This window comes from Cellulomonas sp. P24 (genome assembly GCF_024704385.1).
In the GTDB taxonomy this organism is placed as follows: Bacteria; Actinomycetota; Actinomycetes; order Actinomycetales; family Cellulomonadaceae; genus JAJDFX01.
Map to the genome: position 1 here is coordinate 1,223,400 of NZ_JAJDFX010000002.1, position 23,573 is coordinate 1,246,972.

The window sequence follows — 23,573 nt, forward strand, 5'->3', positions numbered from 1 at the left end:
ACCACGACCACGGCACCGTTCTCCGCCACGATCACGTCGACGTCAGGGTGGGCGCCTCCTCCTGCCACGTGACCGGACGAACGGCATCCAGTCGTGCTCGCGGGGCGGCGCGGCGCGCCTACCCGTGGGCCGGGAGCCGACGAGCACCCCTGTCGGTCACCCGTGGAGCGTGCTGCGATCGTCGCCCACGTAGACCTCGATGACACCTGACGCCCCGTCACCCGAGCCCCGAAGGTCGACGGCAGCCACCCGGAGCCCTCCGCGCCGGTACACGGCGGCGACCTCGACGCCCGGGACCGGAACGCCGTCGACCTCGACGCGCACCGGGGCGTTGCCGGCCTCGATGTGGTAGCGAATGGTCCGGCGGACCCCGCCGAGATCGATGCGGATCGTCGTGCCGTCGTCCTCGCGCGAGAGCACGGGGTCGAAGAGGACCGCACCCGGACTCTCGACGATCCCGAACGCACCCTGGACGACCTGCCGGAGGTAGATGCCGGGGCCGCTCGAGTACACGCGCCAGCCGCCCCTGACCGCGACGGTCCCGTCCCGCAGCCGGTCGAAGTGAGCCGCGGCGTCGTAGCGGTCGGCGAAGGCCGCGTCCGACGACGAGAAGTAGCAGTTGCGCTGGCGCGGCGCGCTCGTCGCGAGCCGGTCGTGCTGCCCGACCGGGCTGATCCTCAGCAGCTCGGCGACGAGCCGATCCCGACCGAGTGTCGCGAGCGCCTGCGTGTAGCGGACGTGCGCGTGCGTGTACATGAGCCCGACCTCGCGGCCGAAGCTCGCCGCCTGTTCCCCGCGCCGGAAGAACCGCGTGATCCCGTCGTGGAACGGTGCGGGTCGGTCCATCAGCCGGACGCCGTCCGGGAAGTGCAGGTGCTCCTCGACGAGCTGCTCGTGACGCAGCGCCTGGTCGGGAGTGAACAGGCCGGCGATGATCGACCGCGTCATGGGGATGAGTCGGTAGTGCAACCCGGTGCGGTCGTCCCTCGGGTGGATGACCGGCCACGGACCCTCGGGCGCGAACACCACGTAGCCCGCGAGCACGTCGTCGATCACGAGCCGGTCGGTGAACTCCGCCACGATCGTGTCCGCCTCGGCGCCCAGCTCGGCGGCGAGGTCGGCGTGCGCCGTGCCGCGAAGCAGGTCCCCGAGCGTCCGCGTCGCCTGGTAGAGCAGCGCGACCGTCCACGCCGAGGCCATCTCCTCCTTCATCGAGGACTGCGCCGGCTGCAGCGTGTCGTCCCAGTCGCCCTCGCCGTACGAGAGCAGCCCGGTGCCCGGTGCGCGGTGGGTGCGGATGTGGTCGAGCGACCGACGCACGTGCTCGGCGACCGGGACCGGGACGGTTCCCGCACACCGATGGGCACCGTCCCAGAACGGGATCGCGACGTCGAGGACTGCGGTGTCGCCCGTTGCCGCGAGGTACTCCCCCAGCGCGACGAGGGGCCACACGACGACGTCGCCGTGCGCATCGTCCTGGTAGCGCTCGGCGTAGGAGTCGAGCATGAACCACTGGGGCAGGGTGCCGTCGTCGACCTGGTGGGCGAAGACGCGCAGCACGATGTCCCGCACCGTGTCGTGGTGCCCGAACGCCAGGTTGAGCTCGAGCGGGCCCTGGCACACGTCGCGCGTCCCCCACGCCGCACCGGAGTACTGCTCGAGCCCGTGCGGGACGAGGAAGTGCACGAGCGCGTTCTGGGTGAACCAGGGCAGCAGGAGGTTGAGCTCGGCGAGCCTGCCGTCGCCGTCGACGTGCAGATGACGCGTGACTGCGGCGACGTAGGCGCGGTGCGCGGCGAGCTCGGCCTCGACGGCGACGGGGTGGTCAAGGCACTCGCGGGCGACCTGGAGCGCAGCCGGTGTGCCGTCGAGATCTCCGGTCAGGACGACCGATGCGCGCGACGCCGCGTCGAACCGCACGGTGACCACCGGGGTCTCGCGCGAACGGCCATCGGAGAACAGCACGGCGTCGTCGCCGAGCCGGCCCGTGGCGGTCGCGATCACGTAGGCCAGGTCGGGGCAGTGCTCGGCGACGTCGGTCCCCGCGTCGGCCGTGAACGCGAGTGCGCGGCCGTCGAGCTCGCTCGTCGCGGACCAGCGGCCGGCGCCGAGCTCGACGTCGACGGTCACCAGCAGGTCGAGCGCCTGCTCGGTCTCGACGCGCAGCTCGAGGCCCCGCGCGTCGGACAGCACGATCGTCCGCACGTCGATGCGACCTGCCTCGGTCGCGTAGACCCAGTGCAGGCCGCCGAGGTCCATGACCAGGGCGGACGGGACGCCGAGCAGCCGCCACTCGCCGTCGATGCGGGCGAGCACGCGCACCCCGCTCGACCGCAGCAGGTTGAGGTGGTTGCGCTGCACCGACACGAACCGGTTGGCGGAGGTGTTCCCGACCACGACGTGCGACGCGAAGACGCCGTACGCGTACGCCGTCGCCGACAGCACGTTGGCGTTCGGGGTCACGTCGGCGCCGGCCTTGAGCACGTGACCGTGCGCGCGCTCGACGAGGAGCTCCTTGGCCCGGCTCACGACGTGGGTCGCCTCGGGCGTGAAGTAGGAGAGCAACGTTCCGTCGGACGCGGTCTCGGGACGCAGCACGCGCGCGGTTCTCGGATCCGCCGCCGTCGTCTCCGTCGTCTCCGTCATCTCCGTCATCACGGGCGTCGCTGGCGTCGCCGTGAGACCGACGAGCTCGTCGTCGGTCAGGTCCCGACCGGCGAGCAGTCGGGCCGAGACGAGCAGTGACCGTACCGAGCGTGCCGACGGGACCGAGTCTGCCGGCTCTGCCGAATCTGCCGTCGGTGCGGTCGTGGCGGCGAGCGCGACGGCGCGGTCGAACAGGTGCGGCACGGCGTCCAGCGCGTCGTCGAGCTCGCCGCGGTAGTCCGGCACGAACGCCGTCACGGCGTGCACGGTGCGCGGCGCACTCAGGTCGAGACGCGGCCCGAGCAGGGTCGGCATCGCGAACTCGTACTGGTAGACCAGCGACTCCCAGGGCGCGGAGTCGAGCGCCGCCGCGTGGCCGTCGGCCTTCGCACCGAGACCGTAGAACGAGAACCCGTCGGTGAGGTAGGCCTGCGCGCCCTCGACCACGGCTGTCAGCGCGAGCGGGAGGTCGGGGGCGGTCGCCATCGTCTGGCGGCTGGCGATGACCGGCCCGGCCTGCTCGGCGTCGATCACGTGGTGCACGACGTACTGGCTCACGTACGGCTCGTTGCTCATGGACATCGCCTCGGGGGCGAGTGCGACGTCCTGCGCGAGGACGACGTCGTACGTCGAGCCGTCGTCGGGTCCGGGAGCTGCTCCGGTGGGCGCGGCGGAGAGGTCGACACGCCACACCCAGAACACTCCGTCGGGGTCGAGGGTGAGCGTCACGGAGTACTGCGCGCCGAGCGCGCGACCCGCCCATCGAGCGCACCGGTCGTCGAGCGTGAACGTGCCGTCTGCGCGTCCGCCCACCAGGACGACGGACGCGACCGTCCCGTCCGCCTCATGGCGACGCAGGAACACCCCACCCACCATCGCGTCGTGCGGCGTGGGGACGTACTGGTTCACCAGGGTCGAGGAGCCGTGGTGGATCGCCTGGACGTCTCCTGCGGCGGAGAGCTCGATGCGCGTGCTCGCGCCGAGGAGGGTGCCCGCGAGCCGGACCGTCGTGACGCTCACGCGGAGCTCTCGAGCGCATTGGCGCGCGCGACCTCGCCGAGCCAGCGGCTGCTCGGCTTCGCCGTACGCAGGAAGGTCCGACGGTCGACCGCCACGAGCCCGAAGGTCGGCGCGAACGAGCCCCACTCGTAGTTGTCGAGCAGGCTCCAGTAGAGGTATCCCTCGACCTGGATCCCGTCGGCCATCGCCGCGTGCAGGCCGGTGAGCGCACCGCGCGTGTAGGCGATCCGGCGGGAGTCGTCGGCGGTCGCGATGCCGTTCTCGGTGACGAAGACCGGGACACCGGGCGCCATCGCGTGGGCGAGCCGGACACCGTCCTCGAGCGCACGCGGGTAGTACTCCCACCCGGTGAGCGTCTTCTCCGCGTCGGCCGGGATGGGCAGCGGACCGTCGGGTCCGATCTTGGTCCGCGTGTAGGCCTGCACACCGACCCAGTCGTCGCCGCGGGCGGCCTCGAGGAACCACGCGTCGCGCGGGTAGCCGTAGGCGCGGGTGAGCTCCTCACAGCCGGGCTCCGGCTGGAAGTCCTGCGTCGCGACGGTCCAGCCTGAGCGGAACGGGCCCGCGGCGGCGAGCACCTCGCGCGCGGACCGGTGGGCGGCGAGCAGCACGTCGGCGACGCGAGGGTTCGGCGCGGGCTGGCCGAATGCCTGCAGCGTCGCCGGCTCGGTGGGCGCGGAGTCGTCGCCCGCGAACATCGCGACCATGTTGGGCTCGTTGATCGTGCAGATCAGCTCGACGCCGTCGAGCACGGGCAGCACGGACTCGGTGAAGCGTGTGAACCTGTCGACCGCGTCGGGCGCGAACCAGCCACCCTCGGCATCGAACCAGCGCGGGATCGTGAAGTGGTGCAGCGTGACCATCGGCTCGATGCCGAGCTCACGCGCGGTGTCGACCATCCGCCGGTAGTGGTCGAGCTCGGCGCGGGACACGAAGCCCTTCTCGGGCTCGATCCGCGCCCACTCGAGTGAGAACCGGTACGTGCCGAGTCCGACGTCGGCCAGGATCTGCATGTCCTCACGGAAGCGGTGGTAGCTGTCGCACGCGTCGCCGCTCGGCTCCGCGATCGTCGTGCCGGGGGCGTGCTCACGCGCCCACCAGTCGGTGTTGACGTTGTTGCCCTCGATCTGGTGGGCCGCTGTCGCGGACCCCCACCGGAACCCCTCGGGGAAGTGCAGCATCATGCGGCACCTCCGGCCCGGGCCGGCTGCGGGATCGCGTCGAGCAGCTCGACCGTGTACGCGTCCTGCGGGAACCGCAGCACCTGCGCGGTCACGCCCGACTCCACGACGCGCCCGCGGTTGAGCACCATGATCTGGTCGGTCACGAGGCGCGCAGAGAGCAGGTCGTGCGTGATGTACAGCATCGAGACCCCGAACTGCAGGCGAAGGTCGTCGAGCAGCGCGAGCACCCCGGCCCGGAGCGAGACGTCGAGCATCGAGACGGGCTCGTCGGCGATGAGGACCTGCGGGTCGCACGCGAGCGCCCGGGCGATGACGACGCGCTGCCGCTGGCCCCCCGAGAGCTGGTGCGGGAGCTTCGCGGCGAACTGCTCGACGGGGGTCAGCCCGACGGTGTCGAGCAGCTCGAGCACCCGGCGCCGTGCGTCGACGCCGCGCAGCGCGGTGTAGTTCACCACGGGTCGCGTGAGCGTGTACTCGACGGTGTGCAGCGGGTTGAGCGCGGAGTACGGGTCCTGGAAGACCATCTGCATCTCGCGGCGCAGGTCACGCAGGCCGCGGCGACCGAGCGTCTCGACCCGCGCGTCGCCGAACTGCACGCTGCCCGACGTGGGCCGCTCGACCCCGGTGATGAGCTTCGCGATCGTGCTCTTGCCCGATCCGCTCGCCCCCACGAGCGCCATCGCCTGGCCGGGTTCGAGCGTGAACGACACGTGGTCGACCGCTGTCACCGGGTCCTGGCCGCGGCGCGGCGGCGGGTACACCTTGCTGACGTCGTCGACGACGATCGGCGAGTGGGCCAGTCGCGGGGCCGAGGTACCGCCGGACGGAGCCGCGACGGACCGGCCCGAGGTCTCGATCGTCCCTCCGCGAACCGCCAGGCCGGGCAGCTCGACGACCTCGGCGCGGGGGTCGGCGTAGTGACTGAGCAGCATGCGCGTGTACTCGTGCTGCGGTGCGTGCAGGATCTGCGCGGCGGGGGCGTCCTCGACGATCACGCCGTCGTGCATGACCATGACGCGCGACGTCGACTCGAGCACGACGCCGAGGTCGTGGCTCACGAGCAGCGCCGTGAAGTTCTCCGAGCGCTGCAGCTCGCGAATGGTGTTCATGACGGCGTGCTGGACGAGCACGTCGAGCGCGGTCGTCGGCTCGTCGAACACCATGAGCTGCGGTTCGAGCGAGAGCGCGAGCGCGATCGAGACGCGCTGGCGCATCCCGCCCGAGAGCTCCCCGGGGTAACGGTCCAGCACCGATGCGGGCAGCTCGACCTTGTCGACGAGCTCGCGAGCCCGGGCGAGCCGACTCTCACGTGGCACATGGCCGTGCGCCGCGAAGATGTCGCCGAAGTGGTGGCGGATCGAGCGCACCGGGTTGAGGGCGTTCATACCCGACTGCAGCACCATCGCGAACCCGCCTTGGCGCTGACGTCGGAGCTCCTCGTGCTCGAGGCCGGCGATGTCCCGGCCGTCGAACAGGATGCGCCCCGCCGAGATGCGGGCGGGGGGGCTTGGACAGGCGCGTGATCGCGAAGCCGAGGGTGGACTTCCCGGATCCCGACTCCCCCACCAGGCCGACGAACTCGCCCCGCTCGAGCGCGAACGTGGCGCCGGAGACGGCGTAGGTGGGCTCGGCTCCGCGCGGCTCGTACACGACCGACAGGTCGGTGACCTCCAGCAGGCTCATCGACCCGCTCCTTCCCGCAGTCGAGGGTTCGACAGTCCGTCGACCCCGAAGTTGATGAGGGTGAGTGAGGTCGCGAGCAGCGCGATGCACAGCCCGGGCGCGAAGAGCAGCACCCACTGACCGGTCAGGATCGCGTTGGAGTTCTGGGCCCAGAAGAGCATCGAGCCCCAGCTCACCATCGTGGTGTCCCCGATCCCGAGGAACGACAGCCCGGCCTCGGCGAGGATCGCGGCGGTCGCGGCACCGAAGAAGCTCCCGGCGATGAGGGAGGTCATGTTCGGCAGGATCTCGCGGAAGACGATCCGCCAGGAGCCCTCACCGGCGAACTGCGCGGCGGTCACGAAGTCACGTCCGCGCAGCGACTGGGTCTGCGAGCGCAGGACGCGCGCACCCCAGGCCCAGCCGGTGATGACGACGACGAAGATGATCATCGCCAACCCGCCGCCTTGCAGGTAGGCCGCGACGACGATCATGAGCGGCAGCCCCGGGATCACCAGGAAGAGGTTGACGACGAAGTTGATGACATCGGCGAGCGGCCCGCGGACGTAGCCCCACGAGAGCCCGACGAGCACCGCGACGAGGGTCGACAGCGCTCCCGCGAGGAAGCCGACGACCACCGAGATCCGCGCGCCGAAGATGACCTGGGACAGCACGTCCTCGCCCGCCGCGGTCGTCCCGAACCAGTGCGCAGCGCTGCCTGGCTCGTTGCGCCCGAAGCCGTTCTGGGACGCACCGTAGGGGGCGATGAGCGGCGCGAACACCGCGAGCAGGACGAAGACGCCGAGGACCACGACCCCGAGGCGAGCCTTCTTGTTGCTCCAGATGGTCGCGACGGCCCGGGTGAGGACGCGCCACGGGGACGCCGGGCCCTTCAGCGCAGGGACGTCGGTCGATCCGATGTCGCGTCGGGGGCCACCGGTCGGTTCGGGAAGCATCGCTTGCGTCGTCATCGCCGTGTCCTCGGGTCCAGGAAGCCGTACAGGATGTCGACGATGAAGTTCGCCATCAGGACGCTGATGGTGATCATCAGGAACAGGGCTTGCATCAAGGGGTAGTCCTGGTTGGTCACGGCGTTGTAGAGCAGGTAGCCCACCCCGGGGTAGTTGAAGACCCGCTCGACGAGCAGCGACCCGCCCACGACGCCACCGAGCGCGAGGCCGAAGCCGGTCAGGCTCGGCAGGATCGCGTTGCGCGCGGCGTACCGCAGGGCGACGGTGCGGCTTCGCAGGCCGTTGGCCTCCGCGAACGTCACGTAGTCGTCACCGAGCGTGTTGATCATGGTGTTGCGCATCCCGAGGATCCAGCCCCCGAGCGACGTGATGAGGATCGTCAGCGCCGGCAGGATCGCGTGGTAGGCCGCGTCGAGGAAGAACGAGCCGCTGAGGTTCGGCGAGGCCGACGCGCCGTAGGCGCCGGACGTCGGGAACCACCTCAGCACGTAGCCGAGGAAGAACACGAGCAGCAGCGCGGTCCAGAAGTACGGGAACGCCGAGGTGAACGTCCCACTGAGGGTGGGCAGCGCATCGAGCCACGTGCCGCGCTTCCAGGCGGCGAGCACCCCGACGAGCGTCCCGATGACGAACGCGAGGATCGTGACGAGGCCGACCATGACGAGCGTCCAGGGCAGCGCCGAGGTCACGAGTGACGAGACGCTCTGGGGGAAGAACGTGTAGGAGACCCCGAAGTCGAGGTGAACGACGTTGCCCAGGTACTGCATGTACTGGGACCAGATGTTGCCGGTCGGCACGCCGAGCTGGGCCTCGATCGCGGCCCTCGTCGCGGGGCTCACGGGCCCTGCCTGGGAGAGCTTCGCGAGGGCCGCGTCGGCCGGCGAACCCGGCATGAGTCGAGGGAGCAGGAAGTTCAGGGTGATCGCGGCCCACGCCGTGAGGACCAGCAGACCGAGCTTGCGCAGGATGTACCGCACGATCTGCTCGCCTTCGTCGGAGGTGGGGTACGGGGACCGGGGTGGCGGCCCGGGCAGGAGGGCGACCGACTCGCGGGTGGGACCGCACGTGCGGTCCCACCCGCGAACGGGCCAGGAGATCAGCTACCGGCGCGCTTGATGTTCGTCAGGACGAGCAGCGGGTTGTTGCCCCAGGTCGCCGGCGTTGCGTAGGGGTTGTCCTTGCTCGGCCAGTTGGTGAAGCTCTTGTCGGAGAACAGGCCCCACAAGCCGCCGTAGAACATGGAGATCACGGGCACCTGGTCGTACATCGTCTGCTCGAGCTGGTGTGCGATGTCCTTCTGCTTGGCAGGGTCGATCGTCACCTTGAGCTCGGCGAGCAGAGCGTCGACCTTCGGGTCGGAGAACCGCTGGAAGTTCGCGGTCGTGCTCGTGCCGACGGGCTTGAGGAACTCGCTGCTCAGCAGGTTGTTGAAGTCCTGGTAGACCGAGCCGGTCCCACCGAACGACCCCATGGCGAGGTCGAAGTCACCGTTCTGGATCGCCTGCTGGTAGGCCGCGGGTTGCGGCTGGTTGATCGTCACCGCGATGCCGACAGCCTGGAGCTCCTTCTGCACCTCCTGGACGCCGCGCAGCCAGTCGGTCCACCCGTTGGCCGTCGTGATCGTGACCGCGAGCTGCTTTCCGCTCGAGTCGACGAGCTTGTCACCCGACTTGGTGTACCCGGCCTTCGCGAAGAAGCTGACCGCGGTCGCGGTGTCCTGCGTGATCGCTCCGCCGTTCGGAAGGGCGGGGTTGAGCCAGGCCTTCTGGTTCGGCAGGAGCAGGCCCGACTGGCCGGCGGCCTGCACGTACCCCTCTTCGGCGACGTTGGCGATCGCGCTCCGGTCGAGCGCCGCTGACAGACCCTTGCGGAAGTTCACGTCGTTGTACGGCGCCTTGGTCAGGTTCGGCAGCAGGCTGATCGTGCCGCCCGGCGGGAACCAGTACGTGTTGCCCTTGCCGGCCTTGACCCACGTGTTCTGGACGTCCGACATGAAGGCGTACGCCCAGTCGTAGCCGTTGTTCACGACGTCGAGCTGCGTGTTCGACGCGGGCAGGACGAGCTCGGTCGCGGCGACCTTGTCGGCCTGCCAGTAGGTGGGGTTCTTCTCGAGCTTGTACTCGTTCGGTCCGAACGTGCCGAGCGTGTACGGGCCCGTGCCGACCGGCTTCTCGTCCGTCGCGGTGACCGGGTCGGCCACGTCCTTCCACAGGTGCTGGGAGACGATCGGGATCTCCAGGACGATGCCGGTGGCCGGGACGTCGTCGGCCGTGAGGTGCATCGTGACCTTCGAGCCGCTGGCCTCGATGCTCGCGAGGTGCTGCCACACACCGGTCGTGTCGAGCGCGGGGAACTTCTTGAGCAGCTCGTAGGTGAACACGACGTCGGCGGCACTGAAGGCCTGACCGTCGGACCACTTCACGCCCTGGCGGATGTCGACGACGATCGTCTTCGCGTCCGGCTGCGTGTAGCCGGTCCCCAAGAAGGGGACGAGCTTGCCGTCGAGCGAGTTCATCACGAACAGCGGTTCGTAGATGATGTTCGCCGTCGTGCGCTTGCTCGGTGAGAACGGGTTGAAGTTGCGCGTGAACGTGGGTGAGCCGTTGTCGGCGGCGAGCAGCAGCGACCCGGTACCGCTCGCGGCGGCGCCCGTCGGCTGGACGGAGGCCGAGCATCCACTGATCACGAGGGCGGCCGCAAGGCCTGCCCCGATGATCGTGGCCAGGCGCATTGGCGCCCGCCTGGAGCCATGTGTCATGGCGTCCTTCTCCTTTGTGTCGTCTTCGTCACGGGAGTCGCGCGAGGCGCCGCTCCGGCGCACGAGCTGCAGTGCTCCGCGCTTCGGCCCAATGTATGCGCATACATTCGAGATGCGCAACTTCGAGGGGGACGCGTGTGCCCGACGGACCGCCGGCGCACGAGCCTCAGGGGCCCGCTGACGTCGGCCTCAGGATGCGGCAGGAAGACACCCGCAGCTCTCGCGGAGCAGGATCTGCACCGGCAACGTGCGCGACTCGGGAGGCAGCCCGGGTTCGCCCAGCCGGCGCAGCAGGGTGTCCACCGCGGCGCGCCCCAGCTCGAGCATCGGCTGTCGCACCGTCGTCACGCGCGGGATGGAGAGCTGCGTCGCGTCGATCCCGTCGAAACCCGTGAGCACGACGTCCTCGGGAACCCGCACGCCCGCCTGGGAGAGCGCGTCGAGGACGCCCAGCGCCGTCTGGTCGTTCGCGCACACGAGCGCACGCGGCAGGCGCCCCTCGGCGAGCAGGGCGCGGCCGATCGCGCGGCCCTGCGACCGGGTGAAGTCACCCCGCATCTTCGGTGCCCGCGGTACGCGCAGACCGGCGGAGCGCAGCGCCTCGCGGTGCCCGTCGAAGCGGTCCTTGGCATCGGGCGAGTCCGACGGCCCACCGATGAAGGCCAGGTCGGTGATGCCGTGCACAGTGATCACGTGCTCGGTCATGGCCCGCATCCCGGCGCTTCCGTCGGTGCTGATGTGGTCGTACTCGTCGCCCGCGCGCGGCCCTGCGATCACGACGACCGGGATCCGCCGCGCGATCCGCGCGAGCAGGTCGTCGGGGATCGTGCGCGCGAGCGTCACGATCCCGTCAACCCGGCCCGCGAGGTTCTCGAAGATCGCCGGCCCACGCGAGCCGCGCGCGACTGCGATCGTCACGGCCACGCCATGTCGCCAGGCCTCGATCTCGGTACCGCGCATCACCTCGCTCGTGTACAGGTCGCCGGTCGGTTCGAAGTCGGCAGCGGGGTCGAGCGAAACGGAGACGGGCCCCGTCGAGAACTGCAGCGGGTCGAACTCGTCGATCCCGTCGAAGTCCGGGAAGCACAGCCCGATGGCCCCGGAACGGCGCGCCGCGAGTGCGCGCGCGCTCGCGCTCGGTACGTACCCGAGCTCGCGCACGGCGGACTGGACGACGTTCTTGGTCGCCTCGGTCACCTCGTCAGGTCGTCTGAAGACGCGCGACACCGTGGCGATCGAGACCCCCGCACGTGCAGCGACGTCGTAGACGGTGGGCAGCCCCTTGGTCATCAGCCCCGCTTCCGTGTCACGTCGGGATCCTATGCCCGGGCGACCGACGACCACCTGCAACACCCTCCGCCCCGCCGCGCCGAGGGACCACGGTCACCACTCCGCGATCGGGATCGGCGCCGACCGCCGGCGCCGTCGATTCGGCGGCGCCGGCGGTCGATCAACGAAGCGACATCGTCTCCGCGCCGAGGTAGACGCGAGCCGCCCACGAGGCGGGGTCGGCGGCGAAGTGCCTGCGGAGCGCGTTGTTCTCGAGTGCGTTGTCGAGCGACATCATGATCATCGACTGGTCGAGCACGAGCCGCCGGTGACCGACCGCGCCCGTCGTCGGGTTGACCGCGTCGTAGAACCCGCCGTCAGCGCTGTACACGTCCGGGTAGAGGGTGCGCAGCCTCTCGATGTTCGCGTACGCCTCGTGCGGGATCACGCCAAGGGCGAGGAAGGAGGCGTGCGGCGTCACCGTCGTCTCGGTTGCACTGTTCGCACAGCCTGCACCGCACTGCGACAGCGCGTTGCCCGGGCCGAAGGCCTGGCCGACGGCGCCGAAGATGCCGTAGTCGCCGGTGTCGTCCGCGGTGCTCGAGGGCGACATCCCCCACACCGGCAACTTGAGCTGCTCGGTCGCGTACCTCATCTGAACCTGAGCGAGCCGGACATCGGCCAGACCGAACCCGCGAGGTCCCCACGTGGTCTCGGGCACGATCTCATTCGCCATGAGGCCCTCGAACATGCCGCCACCCCAGGTCGGGATGAACCTGAGGGTCGTGCCCGGGTACGTGTAGTGCCCCTCCCAGACTCGGAACGGCTTGCCGGTCTGTGGATCGCTGATCGTCGTCCAGTACCCGGCGGGAATCTGGCCCTGCCAGGAGAAGTCCGGATCGGTGGCGCATTGTTTCGGCGGAAGCGTGCGCCAGGTGCGCCACCAGACGTCACCCGGCATCTGGTGCAGGCCCATGCCCACGTACATCGCGATGCGCGGATCGCTGTACAACGCACCATTGTGGTAACCGGCCGGGCCCTGGCCCGTGTAATAGCCTCCGTACATCTGGCCCGTCGGCTGGTTCCCCGGGACGTCCGGGTTGGTGTTGCAGCTCGTCTGCGCCCGGTCGTCATAGAAGATGGAGAAATCCATCGGTGCGATCAGCGCGTTCACCATGGGCCTCAGCTCCGGCAGCGCCGACCGAACGACCAGGAGGCCTGCGGCGTACCATCCGTTGTCCACGGCGGAGAGGAAGGAACAGTTGTCCTGAGCGGGAGTGGTCTGCGTCGAGCAGTCGACGTCGCCCGGGTTGAGAATCGCGTGCCCGGTGGCGGTGCTGTACCACTGGTGAAGGAACCCGTGATCCCGCTGCATCGTGCCGACCGTCGTGAGAGTCGCCGATATCAGCGAACGCGCCTCGGACCGACTGATGAGCTTGAGGTCGTTCGCCGCCACCACCGACTCGAGGTAGACGCCGATGTTGGCGGCGGAGGTGTAGGCACCCCGCGTCGGACCCGGCCCGATGTTGTCGAGCGGCAGGTGAGTGACCGGGTCGACGTCATTCTCGAAGAACGTCCACGTGTCCTTCGCGATGCCGAGCAGGGTCGCTCTCTGCTCATCAGTCAGCCGCGAGTGGGATGCGTCATTCACGTACCTCGCACTCGCGACGTTCGGCAGCGCCAGCCCCCCGACCACCATCGCTCCCGCGCCCACGACGGACGCTATTGTCCTCCTGAATCGACGTCGCCGGCGTGGCTGAGAATGTTTGTCGATGACGCGCGGCTTCGCATGTCGCTGATTCTTCATGGTTCAGATGATCCTTCGTGTCGTCGTCGACAGTTCCGGACATGCCGGCGCGGTGATATCTGACGTCATCGTCGACCGAGTGTATGCGCATACAGTGTCGAACGCAATGCCCTGGGCAATCGTTGGTCGGCAATCGTGAAGCGGCAAGCGACGGTTCGATCCGCGCGATCTGCTCACTGCGTCGTCCGTAGCCGTCCAGCCCGGTTGACACCACGCCGTGGTGGATGCGGAGTCCCATCCGGACCTGGCCACGGTGGACCGTCGCGACATCACCTCCACGGGGTCACCCGACCGTCAGGAGACGACACCGATGGGAACTCCGCAGACGCTCAGCGAGGCCGATCCACGGCGCATCGCCGCGTCGTCGGCCGACTGCGCGGAGCGGGTTCTCGGAGCATTCGACGCCGCCCTGCGATCCCTGCCTCCCGTCGGCGAGAACGCGTCGGACCCGCTCGGCCCCGGCCTGCTCGCATCGGGTCCAGGGCTCACGATCATCCGGGAGCTGCACGCCCGCATGGCCCACGCCCCCTCGCAGCGGCACCCGCGGGCCCTGTAGATGGCCCGTTCCACTGACCGTCAATTTTTCTTGACGGTGATTGCTCGTCAAGCTAGCCTGCCGTCATGACGTCAGACGCTCTCGCGCACAGCGCCGCTAGCGGCGACCCTGCCATCGGACTCCGTGCCGTCGCCTCGCTGCGGCAGCTCGCCGAGCAGCTGGAATCGCTGCAGGTCGACCGCGCGCGGGACCAGGGGTGGTCGTGGGCGCAGATCGCCGCCGAGCTCGGCGTCTCCAAACAGGCCGTCCACCAGAAGCACGGCGTCCGCGCCGTCGTCGACACCTCGAAAGGCCACTGACCATGTTCGAGCACTTCACCGAACCGTCCCGCGCCGTCCTCGCCGAGGCCCAAGAGGTGGCCGTCGAGCTCGGCTCGCGACATCTCGACGTCGGTCACCTGCTGTATGGCTGCGCCGACGCGCGCGAGGAGACGGCCGGACGGCCGCTCCGCGATGCCGGCATCACCAGCACCTTCATCAGGCAGGCCCTGCCGCACGGCGAGGAACCGCACCCCGGGCAGATCGACCCTGCCGCGCTGCGCGCCCTCGGCATCGACTACGACGGAGTCCGCGAGGCCGTCGAGCAGACATTCGGGCCCGGCGCGCTCGAGTCCGCGCCGGATCGTCGTGCCTCGTCGGGCCGCGGACGCGGACCTCGGTTCACGCCGGACGCGAAGCGGTCGCTCGAGCAGGCGCTGCGCGTCGCCCGCGAGCTCCACCACAAACGCATCGAGCCAGGTCATCTGTTGCTCGGACTGCTACGCCTGGACGACGCATTCGTGTCCGCGACCGTCGAACGTTCCGGCACCACCGTTGCCGCGCTGTCCGCTGCGGTCCTCGCCCGCCTCTCGGCGGCCTAGGACCGCGGCGTGGAACCTGGACCTCCGTCGAGGGCCATCACCGACACCGTGATCCTGATGACCGTCGCCGTGGTGCTCACCCGCACCACCCGCACAGCGGTGCGCGTCCGCGGGCACCGTCGACCCGTCAGTCGTTCGCGAGGAGCCGCAGGATTCGCTCGACCTCAGCCGCAACCGCCTCGCGACCCGCTGCGACGTACCGCCGGGGGTCGACCGGTGGTCGCGGTGCCTCGAGCACCTCGCGCACCGCGTCGGTGAACAGCACGTTGAGGTGCGTCGAGATGTTGATCTTGGTCATGCCCGCGGTCACTGCGCGGCGCAGCTCGGCGTCCGAGAGTCCGGACGACCCGTGCAGGACCAGAGGAACGTCGAGCGCATCCGCGAGCGACGCGATGAGGTCCACGTCCACACGTGCGACGCGTTCGGTCATCGCATGCGAGGTGCCGACGGCGACCGCGAGGGAGTCCACGCCGGTGGCGGCGACGAACGCCGCCGCCTCGACGGGGTCCGTGCGGACGCCGGGAGCGTGCACGCCGTCCTTGCCTCCCACCTCGCCCAGCTCGGCCTCCACCACGACGCCGCGCTCGTGGCAGTGCTCGACGACGGCTCGCGTGACCGCGACGTTCTCGTCGTAGGGAAGGCGCGAGCCGTCGTACATGACGCTGTGCGCCCCCGCGGCCACGGCCTCGTGCACGAGGGCGACGTCCTCCGCATGATCGAGGTGGACCGCGACCGGGACGGTGGCGCGCCGCGCGATGCTCAACGTGGCCAGCCCGATCGGCTCGAACGCGCCGTGGTAGGCGACGCAGTTCTGACTGATCTGCAGGATCACCGGCCGACCGGCGCGTTCCGCACCGGCGACGATCGCCTCCGCGTGCTCGAGCAGCACCACGTTGAACGCGCCGATCCCCCGTCCGGCGTCGCGGGCCTGGCGCACGACGTCGACCGCCGCTCGGTTCATCACGTCTCCACTCTCCCAGGCCCGGCGGGCGGGGTACCGCCACGACCGTCCGACGGTCGGTAGAGCCACACCGGTCTCACGAGGCGACACCGGCCGATCCGCGTCGCCGAACGCCGCCGGTCGCCGTCGGCGCGTCGGAGCCGGTGGCCGCGAGCTGCTCCCGGAGACGTGCCAGTGCGGCCGGCGTGAGCGGCGCGCCAGAGAGCCTGGCCGCATACAGGGCCGCGCCCACGACGGGCGGGTAGAGGGGTTCACGGAACTCCCAGTCCACGCTGGCCCGCGCGAGGAGCCGGACGAACGTGTCCTTCACCACCGGTGCGGAGAACACCCCGCCCGAGGAGGAGACCGGAACCGGCTCCGACTCCGTGAAGCCGAGCCGACGCCTGGCGGTGTCGACGAGGGACACCAGCTCCGCTGCCGCCTCCTCGAGGATCGTGCGTGCCTGCTCGTCCCCGCGGTCCGCCGCCTCCGCGACCAGCGTGGACAGTGCGGCGACGCGACGGCGATCACGCCGCCACCGCAGGAGGGTCACCGCGACGAGGTCGAGGTCGGCGGCCAGCCCGAGGCGCTCACGCATGAGCTCGAGGAGCGGACCCGCGTCCAGGCGCCCGTCGCTCATCTGGGAGAACGCCTGGAGGCCCCGCATGCCGATCCAGTGCCCGGAGCCCTCGTCGCCGAACAGCTCGCCCCAACCCCCGACCCTCACCCGCTCCCCGGCGCGCTCTCCGTAGCAGATCGACCCGGTGCCGCTGACGACGTTGATGCCGTCGAGGGCCCCGAGCGACCCGGCCCACCCGGCCACCATGTCGTTGCCGCAATCGACGCGGTCGTGCCCGAGCGCGGCGCGCGCAGCGGCGTCGAGGGCGGGGAGGTCGGCGCTCACCTCGCCGTAGGCGGGAAGACCGAAGAAGCCGTGCGCGACCTCGGCGGGGGTGATCCCGGCGCGTTCGCACACCTCGGCCACGCCGTCGCGCAGCACCCGCGCGGTCAGCGCCAGTCCCTCGCGCTTGCCGAGGTAGTAGCAGCTCGGCGCCTCGATCCTCGCCGCGACGAGACCCTCCTCCGTCACGACGCACAGGGCGGTCTTGGTCCCCCCGCCGTCGACCCCGAGGAACACGGCTATCTCCCGTCGTAGGGGTGCACCGTCACGCCCTTGACCACGCGGTTGACCTGCCCCGACGGCGACGGGGTGTCCGGGGTGAGCCCGAGCGCCAGGGACGCGCCGAGCGCGAACAGCTGCGCCACCAGCACGAACGGCAGTGCCACGAGGACGTCCGGGGCGTCCTCGACCCCGGGGAGCGTCCACACGGAGTCGAGGCGCTCGCTCGGCCTCGACCCGAGGACGATCACGTTCTCCTTGCCCATCTGGTCGCCCAGCTCGACGGCGATGTCCTCGTCGTACTGACGGGTGTACGGATCGGTCGACAGGTAGACGATCGCGAGGCTCGCCCCGTCGACCACGGACTTCGGCCCGTGCCGGAACCCCAGCGAGGAGTCGAAGTAGCTGACGACGTCCCCGGCACTGAGCTCGAGGACCTTGAGCGCAGACTCGCGCGCCAGGCCGGTGAGTGATCCGCTCCCGAGGTAGACGACCCGCTTGTAGCCGCGCGACGCGAGCTCGGCCACGGTGTCGGCACGCTCCCGCAGCACCGTCGCGCCGGCCTCCGCCACGCGTTCGACCATCGCGACGTCCTGCTCGCCGGCGTTCAGCACCAGCCAGGTCGCCAGCACCATCGAGGTGAAGCTCGAGGTCATCGCGAAGCCTTCGTCGTTGGTCTCCGGGGGCATGAGAAGGACGAGCGAACGCTCGTCCGTCCCGTGGACCCGCGCGAGCTCGCCCTCAGGGTTGCACGTGACGATGAGGTGGTGGACCGAGTCCAGCGACCTGTCGGCGAGGACCGTCGCCGCGACGCTCTCCGGGCTGTCCCCCGAACGGGCGAACGAGACAAGCAGCGTCGGGAGGTTCTCCGCGAAGACCTCCTGGGGGTTGGAGACGATGTCGGTCGTCGGGACCGCGTCCACCCGGCGACGCAGCTGGCGGGTCAGCGCCGGCGCGAGGATCTCGCCGACGAAGGCGGACGTGCCTGCGCCCGTCAGCACGATGCGCAGGTCGTCGAGAGCGAGCAGCGGCCCGAGGAACCTCTGCACCTCGTCCTGCCGCGCGGTGACGTCGGCGGCGACCCGCCGCCACATCGTCGGCTGGTGGGCGATCTCGCGACCCGTCGCCCCGGCCCGGGGGTCGGTGAGGTGGGCCGACCGCTCGACGGCGACGCGGTCGCCCTCGGATGCGGTGGTGCGCGAGGTCGTGGTCATGACTGGCTCCTTGACGGTTCGGGTGTGCAGGCGGTCGAGTAGGCGCGAAGGACGTCACGGACGTGGTCCAGCGCCAGGGCGGTCGGCTCGGGGGCGAGGACGCCGGAGCGGACACGCTCGTACTGAGCGGGCAGGTGCGCGCTGATCAGCGGCAACGGCGGCGGGACAGCGCGCAGGTTGCTCATCAGCCGCTCGACGGCGGCCTCCACCCGGGGGTCCGGCCAGTAGTAGCGCAGCCGGTCGGAGTAGCTGTACCTCCGCGCGACGCGCTGAGCGGTCTCGTCGCCCTCGTAGTAGCCCTGCCACCACTCGGGCCGGTGCACCATGACGTCGTCGACGACCTCCGGGAGCCGCGAGCACTCACCCGCGGGCACGATCTCGGCCTCGATGGCCGCGAGCGCGAAGAGCGCCTCCCGCAGCGCGAACGTCAGGCCCGGGCCGACCTTGAGGATCGCCCAGTGGTCCTGGACGAGAGCCGCGAGGTTGGTCGTCGTCTGGTAGTCGGTGGAATGGGCCTCGAAGACCAGCGGCCGGCCCTCGATCGTCCGGCTCAGCGCCTGGGCGCGCGGGCGGTCGTAGTCGATCACCCGGAGCGCGTCGAACTCCACGCCGGGCTGGACGACCAGGGCGGCGATGCGGGACCACGCCTCGTCGATCCCCGCGGCGGCGAACGCGACGCGGTGCGCCTCGACGGTGGCCTGCGCGGCGTCCGGTGAGGTGGGTGTGAGCGCGGTGATCTCCTCGTGGGCGCCGCCGGGCACCGGTACCTCGGTGCCGATGACGTACTGCAGCGTGCTGCGGCCGAACGTGCGTACCGCCGCCTCCTCGGCTGCCCGTGCGAGGCGTGCGGCGCGCTGGGCGACCACCTCGTCGGTCAGGGGGAGCTGGTCGTCGACGCAGGCCATGCTGCAGTCCAGGTGGATCTTCGTGAAGCCGGCCTCGACGTACTCCCGGACGAGGTCCTCCGCGTGGCTCATCGCCTGGTCGGCGGGCATCGATCGCCACACGTTGGGGCCCAGGTGGTCCCCGCCGAGGACGACACGTTCCCGCGGCAGACCGGCGTCCGCGGCGATGCCGTGGACCAGGTCCCGGAAGTCCGCGGGACGCATCCCGGTGTACCCGCCGAACTGGTCGACCTGGTTGCTCGTCGCCTCGATGAGGACCGCGGCGTCGTCGGCGACGGCGTGGTCGCACGCGGCCCGGATCACGAGCGGGTTGGCGGAGCAGACCGAGGTGATTCCGACGCCCTGGCCCGCGCGGTGCCGGGCCAGGACGTCCTCGAGAGCGTCCCTCATGCTGCTTCTCCTTCCATGGCTGCCCCGGCGGGCTGTCGGTCGCCGGTGCGGTCGATCGAGCGGGTTCTGAGGCCTCGAAGGCCGAGGGCCGTCACTTGGTGCTCCCCGCCAGGAGCCCGTTCACGATGTACCGGTTGAAGCTCAGGGCGATCACGGCCGGCACCGCGATGGCCAGGAGCCCGGCTGCGCTCATGAGCGTCGAGGGAACGGTGTGCTTGCCCTGGAGCGCCGCGATGATGACCGTGAGCGGCTGGGTCGACAGGTCGGTCGAGAGCACCAGGGGGAAGAGGAACTGGGCCCACCCGAACAGGAACGTGATGAGGGCGACCGAGATGATCCCGGGGACGGCCAGCGGCAGCACCAGGTGCCAGAACACCTGCATGCGGCTGGCGCCGTCGATGCGACCGGCTTCTTCGATGCTCGTCGGGATGCTGGCGAAGTAGTTGTGGAGCACCCAGACGGCCAGGGGCAGGAAGCCCGAGACGTACACCAGGACGATGCCCGTGTAGGTGTTGACCAGGCTGAACGCGCTCATGATCCGGTACAGCGGGATGAGCGTCGTGTACGGCGGGAACGCCAGCGTGGCGAGGACGGCGTAGAAGAGGACGTTGCGCCCACGGAAGGTGAACCTCGCGAAGGCGTAGGCCGCGAGAGCAGCGAGCGTCACCGTGACGCCCGTCGCCGCGGCGCACTCGATGACGATGTTGATCATCGAGTGACGTATACCGACGGCCACGCCGCCGTCCCCGGAGAGCAGGGTCCGGAAGTTGTCGAGGGTGGGGTGCAGCGGGACGTACTCGACGGGGCGTGAACGTGCGGCGCTCTCGGTCTGGAGGGCCGACTTGGTCGCCCAGTAGATCGGCACGATCGACCAGAGGATGACGAGACCGAGTGCGACTGGTCGCAGCGGGTGACGGCGGGCGCTCACAGTTCGACCTTCCGGTAGACGAATCGGACGACGACGACGGAGAGGGCGACGGTCACCAGGGCCACGAGCAGCGAGAGGGCATACCCCTGGCCGAAGTTGAGGTTCTGGAAGCTGACGAAGTAGGTCTCCATCGTCACCGAGGCCCCGGTGGAGGCCGCGCCGTTCAGCACGTACGGCTGATCGAAGATGTTCACGGTCGCGATGACCGCCTCGACCATGGCCACGGCGATCCCCGGTCGAGCCAGGGGCAGCGTGATCGAGGTGAAGCTGCGCCACTGGTTCGCACCGTCGACCACGGCGGCCTCGTAGATCTCCCCCGGGATCAGCTGGAGCGACGCGAAGATCAGCACCGTCGACAGCGGCGTGATCTGCCAGACCTGGACGAGCTCGATGAGCGCAAGCGTCAGCAGCCGGTTCTGACCGAGCAGCACGCCGTTGCCGGCACCGAGGTGGAACGTGGCGACGAGGCCGTTGATGAGGCCGGAGTTCGGGTCGAAGATGCCCGACCACAGGATGCCCTCGACCACGCCGGGCAGTGCCCACGGCAGGATGAGGATCGCGATGACCACCCCGCGTCCGCGGAAGGGGTGCTGCAGGAGCACCGCCATCGCGATGCCGAGGATCGTCGAGAGCGTGACGCCGATGACGACGTAGAACGCCGTGTTGCCGAGGCTGTTCACCACCGCGTGGTTGTGGAAGAGCTCGACGAAGTTCCCGAACCCGGCGAAGCGGGTGGGCGGGTCGAGCGCGTCGACGGTGAAGAACGACTCGATGATCGTGAACGCGGCCGGGACGAGGGCAAGGCCCACGATGAAGATCGCCACCGGGGCGACGAGCACGTAGGGCAGCGCATCGAAGCGCCGCCGAGGCGGGCGTGGGGCCGAGGTCGTCACGCCGGAGCGATCGACCTCGACCACCACGCCACGCCTGGCGTCGTCCGCCCGCGGTGCCGGCCGTGCCGACCTCCGCGGGGCGGACATCAGCCGTTGCTCGCTTGCTGGTTCGCGACTGCAGCGATGGCGCTGATGGCGTCAGCGACACTCATCGACCCGGTCGCCGCGGCGTGCAGGTTGGTGTACACGGCGTTGGAGAAGGTCGGGTACCAGGTGGGTGCACCCTGCGGGAACACCGGCGAGGCGGTCTTGAGCATCGCGGCCAGGTGTTCGCCGTCGGCGAGGCTCCCCGCCTGGGCCAGCTTCTCGACGACGCTGACACGCGAGGGGATGAAGGACGAGCCCCACACCTTGTCCTGGCCGTTGAGTCCGGCGAAGTCCTCCTGCGTCGAGGCGGAGTTGAACCACTCGATGAACTTCGCGGCCGCCGCCGGGTACTTCGCCTGCGTCGGGATGCCCATCCCGTCCGGGTTGGACAGGTTGCCGGCCGGACCGTCGACGCCCGGTGTGGGCAGGTACTGGATCTTGCCGACGACCTTGGAGCTGTCCGTGACGTTGTAGAGGCTGTTGATCAGACCGGAGTAGTCGGACAGCGTGCTGGCGGCCATCCCCTGCGCCATGAGCGTCTGCTCGCCCTGACCGTCGTTGACGTTGATGTTCCCGGGCGGCACGAGGCCGTTCTTGATCGCGTCGACCATCCACTGGGCCGCCTTGTAGCCGGGCGAGCTGGGATCGGTGAACTGCGGCTTGCCCTTGGCGTCGAGCACCGTGCCGCCGAACGCGTTGGTCGTCTCGTACCAGTACGTCGACAGGCCCTCGGCCGCCGCGAACGGGATGTTGAGCGGGAACTCGACGACGCCCTTGGCCTTGATCTGCTTCAGGTCGTTCGTGTACTCGTCCATCGTGGTGGGCATCGTGGTGATGCCTGCCTTGGCGAACAGCTCGGTGTTGACCGTGGTGACCATGTAGGACGAGTCGTACGGCACGCCGATGAGGTGCCCGTCCAGGGTGAACGAGCCGAGCTGCGGCATGTCCGCCTTGAGCGCGTTGACGTCGAGGTACTTCTCGAGGGGCTGGAACCACTTGAGCTTGCCCAGCTGGCCCACCCGGGACCAGTCGACGTTCGTCACGTCGGCGAAGTACGTGTTCGCGGTCGCGGCGGCGGAGATCTTCGTCTGGAGGCTGTCCCAGTCCGAGATGACCCAGTCGACCTTGATGCCGGTCTGATCCGTGAACGCGGTCAGAGCGGCGGCCGGGGGCGCAGTGTCCGCCGGGAGCGCCACGGTGATCGTGACCCCTGACGTGGCGGTCGAGCCCCCGGATGGGGTGGTGCTTCCACCACCGGAGCTGCAGCCGGTGGCGAGAAGGGCGATGGCCGTGAGCCCGGCAAGTCCGGCGACCCCGTGCCGGGTCATGCGTGGTGGCGTTCTCTTCATGGTCCTTGGCCCTCCTATGGGCTGGTCCATACGCGCCAGGTCGGCGCGCATCTGATCACTTGCGCAGAAGCCGGTCATCGACGATGACAACCTGCGCACTTTCGGCAGACGCTAGAGCCAGTGCGGCTGAGCGTCAATGCTGAGGGCCAATCTGGCCGCGAAGTGATCAGAAAGGCGCGGCGCGCCGTTCATTTGCGCACTCCGGATGCGTGCCATACGATCACATCGTGCGCAGAGCAGACCGAATGGCAGCCATCCTCGAACGAGCGGCGGAGACGGGCAGTGTCGACGTCGCGCAGCTGGCGGCATCCCTGGGGGTGTCCGGCGCGACGATCCGCCGCGACCTGCAGTCCCTGAGCGCCAGTCACCTGCTGCTCCGGACGCACGGCGGTGCCGTCGTCGGGGACGTCGGCCAGGAGCTCTCGGTCGGGATCAAGGCGACGCGCAACCAGGCCGAGAAGCAGCGCATCGGCCGGGCGGCCGCGTCCCTCGTCGAGGACGGCGCCGTCGTCGGCCTGACCGGCGGGTCCACCGCCACGGAGGTCGCCCGTGCGCTGGCCGACCGGCGAGGCATCACGGTGGTCACCAACGCCATCAACATCGCTGCTGAACTGGCCACTCGCCCGCAGATCACGCTGGTCGTCATCGGCGGCGTCGCCCGGCCCTCCTACGAGATGGTCGGTCCTGCGGCGGAGATGATGCTCGACAACTACCACCTCGACATCGCGTTCATCGGTGTCGACGGCCTCTCGGCGCAGGAGGGGTGCACCACGTACCACGAGATGGAGGCCCAGACGGACCGGAACTTCCTCGAGCGGTCCCGCCGCAGCGTCGTCATCGCCGACAGCTCCAAGATCGGGAAGGTGACCTTCGCGCGCATCGTGGCGCTGTCGCAGATCAACGACATCGTCACCGACACGGGCGCCGACCCCGAGCACCTGCGCGAGCTGGGCGAGAGCGGGGTCCGGATCCACGTGGTGTAGCCGGCCCCCTCACCCAGGCAGAGTGAGCAGTT

At 69.9% G+C, this 23,573-nt stretch carries 18 protein-coding genes and 1 pseudogene; 4 read left to right on the forward strand and 15 right to left on the reverse strand.

From position 1 onward, the window contains the following. Window positions 1-156: 156 nt before the first annotated feature. The 8 genes and pseudogenes from LJB74_RS05725 to LJB74_RS05760 all read right to left on the reverse strand — a co-directional run bounded on the left by LJB74_RS05725 (window position 157) and on the right by LJB74_RS05760 (window position 13,224). Window positions 157-3,666, reverse strand: coding sequence for a GH36-type glycosyl hydrolase domain-containing protein (locus LJB74_RS05725; protein WP_259307627.1), 3,510 nt, complete (start codon window positions 3,664-3,666; stop codon window positions 157-159). Further along, window positions 3,663-4,847 (reverse strand): glycoside hydrolase family 1 protein, encoded by a 1,185-nt coding sequence (locus LJB74_RS05730; protein ID WP_259310291.1) that lies wholly within the window; start codon window positions 4,845-4,847, stop codon window positions 3,663-3,665. Before LJB74_RS05730 ends, LJB74_RS05725 begins: the two co-directional genes overlap by 4 nt. After that, window positions 4,847-6,533, reverse strand: a pseudogene (locus tag LJB74_RS05735) (ABC transporter ATP-binding protein). Before LJB74_RS05735 ends, LJB74_RS05730 begins: the two are co-directional and overlap by 1 nt. Further along, window positions 6,530-7,483, reverse strand: coding sequence for an ABC transporter permease (locus LJB74_RS05740; RefSeq protein ID WP_259307628.1), 954 nt, complete (start codon window positions 7,481-7,483; stop codon window positions 6,530-6,532). Before LJB74_RS05740 ends, LJB74_RS05735 begins: the two are co-directional and overlap by 4 nt. Next, window positions 7,480-8,460, reverse strand: coding sequence for an ABC transporter permease (locus LJB74_RS05745; RefSeq protein ID WP_259307629.1), 981 nt, complete (start codon window positions 8,458-8,460; stop codon window positions 7,480-7,482). Before LJB74_RS05745 ends, LJB74_RS05740 begins: the two co-directional genes overlap by 4 nt. Window positions 8,461-8,579: 119 nt before the next feature. Continuing rightward, window positions 8,580-10,214, reverse strand: a complete 1,635-nt coding sequence (locus LJB74_RS05750) for an ABC transporter substrate-binding protein (protein WP_259307630.1) — start codon at window positions 10,212-10,214, stop codon at window positions 8,580-8,582. Between the two features lie 216 nt (window positions 10,215-10,430). Then, window positions 10,431-11,531 carry a LacI family DNA-binding transcriptional regulator gene (locus LJB74_RS05755; RefSeq protein ID WP_259307631.1) on the reverse strand — a complete coding sequence of 367 codons (1,101 nt, stop codon included), beginning with the start codon at window positions 11,529-11,531 and terminating at the stop codon, window positions 10,431-10,433. Window positions 11,532-11,691: 160 nt separating this feature from the next. After that, window positions 11,692-13,224 carry a glucoamylase family protein gene (locus LJB74_RS05760; protein WP_259307632.1) on the reverse strand — a complete coding sequence of 511 codons (1,533 nt, stop codon included), beginning with the start codon at window positions 13,222-13,224 and terminating at the stop codon, window positions 11,692-11,694. A gap of 403 nt (window positions 13,225-13,627) precedes the next feature. On the opposite strand from LJB74_RS05760, the gene LJB74_RS05765 reads away from it, so the two are divergent. From LJB74_RS05765 to LJB74_RS05775, 3 genes are all read left to right on the forward strand, one after another. Beyond that, window positions 13,628-13,873: a hypothetical protein gene (locus LJB74_RS05765; protein WP_259307633.1), complete on the forward strand. Its 246-nt coding sequence runs from the start codon at window positions 13,628-13,630 to the stop codon at window positions 13,871-13,873. 65 nt (window positions 13,874-13,938) lie between these two features. Beyond that, a complete protein-coding gene (locus LJB74_RS05770) occupies window positions 13,939-14,172 on the forward strand; it encodes a hypothetical protein (RefSeq protein ID WP_259307634.1) in 234 nt (77 codons plus the stop codon). 2 nt (window positions 14,173-14,174) lie between these two features. Beyond that, window positions 14,175-14,732 carry a Clp protease N-terminal domain-containing protein gene (locus tag LJB74_RS05775; RefSeq protein WP_259307635.1) on the forward strand — a complete coding sequence of 186 codons (558 nt, stop codon included), beginning with the start codon at window positions 14,175-14,177 and terminating at the stop codon, window positions 14,730-14,732. A 127-nt stretch (window positions 14,733-14,859) separates the two neighbouring features. Here LJB74_RS05775 and LJB74_RS05780 read toward each other — a convergent pair whose 3' ends face one another. The 7 genes from LJB74_RS05780 to LJB74_RS05810 all read right to left on the reverse strand — a co-directional run bounded on the left by LJB74_RS05780 (window position 14,860) and on the right by LJB74_RS05810 (window position 22,558). After that, on the reverse strand, window positions 14,860-15,693 hold the full coding sequence (locus tag LJB74_RS05780) for a class II fructose-bisphosphate aldolase (RefSeq protein WP_259307636.1): 834 nt from the start codon (window positions 15,691-15,693) through the stop codon (window positions 14,860-14,862). Window positions 15,694-15,769: 76 nt separating this feature from the next. Further along, entirely contained in the window at window positions 15,770-16,810 is a 1,041-nt protein-coding gene (locus tag LJB74_RS05785; protein ID WP_259307637.1) for an N-acetylglucosamine kinase, read from the reverse strand. A gap of 2 nt (window positions 16,811-16,812) precedes the next feature. Beyond that, on the reverse strand, window positions 16,813-18,006 hold the full coding sequence (locus LJB74_RS05790; RefSeq protein ID WP_259307638.1) for an SIS domain-containing protein: 1,194 nt from the start codon (window positions 18,004-18,006) through the stop codon (window positions 16,813-16,815). Further along, window positions 18,003-19,301: a D-tagatose-bisphosphate aldolase, class II, non-catalytic subunit gene (locus LJB74_RS05795; RefSeq protein ID WP_259307639.1), complete on the reverse strand. Its 1,299-nt coding sequence runs from the start codon at window positions 19,299-19,301 to the stop codon at window positions 18,003-18,005. Before LJB74_RS05795 ends, LJB74_RS05790 begins: the two co-directional genes overlap by 4 nt. 91 nt (window positions 19,302-19,392) lie before the next feature. Beyond that, a complete protein-coding gene (locus LJB74_RS05800; RefSeq protein WP_259307640.1) occupies window positions 19,393-20,229 on the reverse strand; it encodes a carbohydrate ABC transporter permease in 837 nt (278 codons plus the stop codon). Then, complete coding sequence (locus LJB74_RS05805; protein ID WP_259307641.1) at window positions 20,226-21,122, reverse strand: carbohydrate ABC transporter permease; 897 nt, start codon at window positions 21,120-21,122, stop codon at window positions 20,226-20,228. The genes LJB74_RS05800 and LJB74_RS05805 overlap by 4 nt, the downstream gene beginning before the upstream one ends. An 86-nt stretch (window positions 21,123-21,208) precedes the next feature. Beyond that, complete coding sequence (locus tag LJB74_RS05810) at window positions 21,209-22,558, reverse strand: extracellular solute-binding protein (protein ID WP_259307642.1); 1,350 nt, start codon at window positions 22,556-22,558, stop codon at window positions 21,209-21,211. A gap of 245 nt (window positions 22,559-22,803) precedes the next feature. Between LJB74_RS05810 and LJB74_RS05815 the strand changes: the two genes are divergently transcribed. Beyond that, a complete protein-coding gene (locus tag LJB74_RS05815) occupies window positions 22,804-23,541 on the forward strand; it encodes a DeoR/GlpR family DNA-binding transcription regulator (protein ID WP_259307643.1) in 738 nt (245 codons plus the stop codon). Window positions 23,542-23,573: the final 32 nt, after the last annotated feature.

Excerpts from the sequence above, each read along its gene's own strand:
- LJB74_RS05730 (WP_259310291.1), bottom strand. The coding sequence starts at position 4,847 with ATGCTGCACTTCCCCGAGGGGTTCCGGTGGGGGTCCGCGACAGCGGCC.
- LJB74_RS05740 (WP_259307628.1), bottom strand. The coding sequence starts at position 7,483 with ATGACGACGCAAGCGATGCTTCCCGAACCGACCGGTGGCCCCCGACGC.
- LJB74_RS05750 (WP_259307630.1), bottom strand. The coding sequence starts at position 10,214 with ATGCGCCTGGCCACGATCATCGGGGCAGGCCTTGCGGCCGCCCTCGTG.
- LJB74_RS05755 (WP_259307631.1), bottom strand. The coding sequence starts at position 11,531 with ATGACCAAGGGGCTGCCCACCGTCTACGACGTCGCTGCACGTGCGGGG.
- LJB74_RS05765 (WP_259307633.1), top strand. The coding sequence starts at position 13,628 with ATGGGAACTCCGCAGACGCTCAGCGAGGCCGATCCACGGCGCATCGCC.
- LJB74_RS05770 (WP_259307634.1), top strand. The coding sequence starts at position 13,939 with ATGACGTCAGACGCTCTCGCGCACAGCGCCGCTAGCGGCGACCCTGCC.
- LJB74_RS05775 (WP_259307635.1), top strand. The coding sequence starts at position 14,175 with ATGTTCGAGCACTTCACCGAACCGTCCCGCGCCGTCCTCGCCGAGGCC.
- LJB74_RS05780 (WP_259307636.1), bottom strand. The coding sequence starts at position 15,693 with ATGAACCGAGCGGCGGTCGACGTCGTGCGCCAGGCCCGCGACGCCGGA.
- LJB74_RS05790 (WP_259307638.1), bottom strand. The coding sequence starts at position 18,006 with ATGACCACGACCTCGCGCACCACCGCATCCGAGGGCGACCGCGTCGCC.
- LJB74_RS05795 (WP_259307639.1), bottom strand. The coding sequence starts at position 19,301 with ATGAGGGACGCTCTCGAGGACGTCCTGGCCCGGCACCGCGCGGGCCAG.
- LJB74_RS05810 (WP_259307642.1), bottom strand. The coding sequence starts at position 22,558 with ATGAAGAGAACGCCACCACGCATGACCCGGCACGGGGTCGCCGGACTT.
- LJB74_RS05815 (WP_259307643.1), top strand. The coding sequence starts at position 22,804 with ATGGCAGCCATCCTCGAACGAGCGGCGGAGACGGGCAGTGTCGACGTC.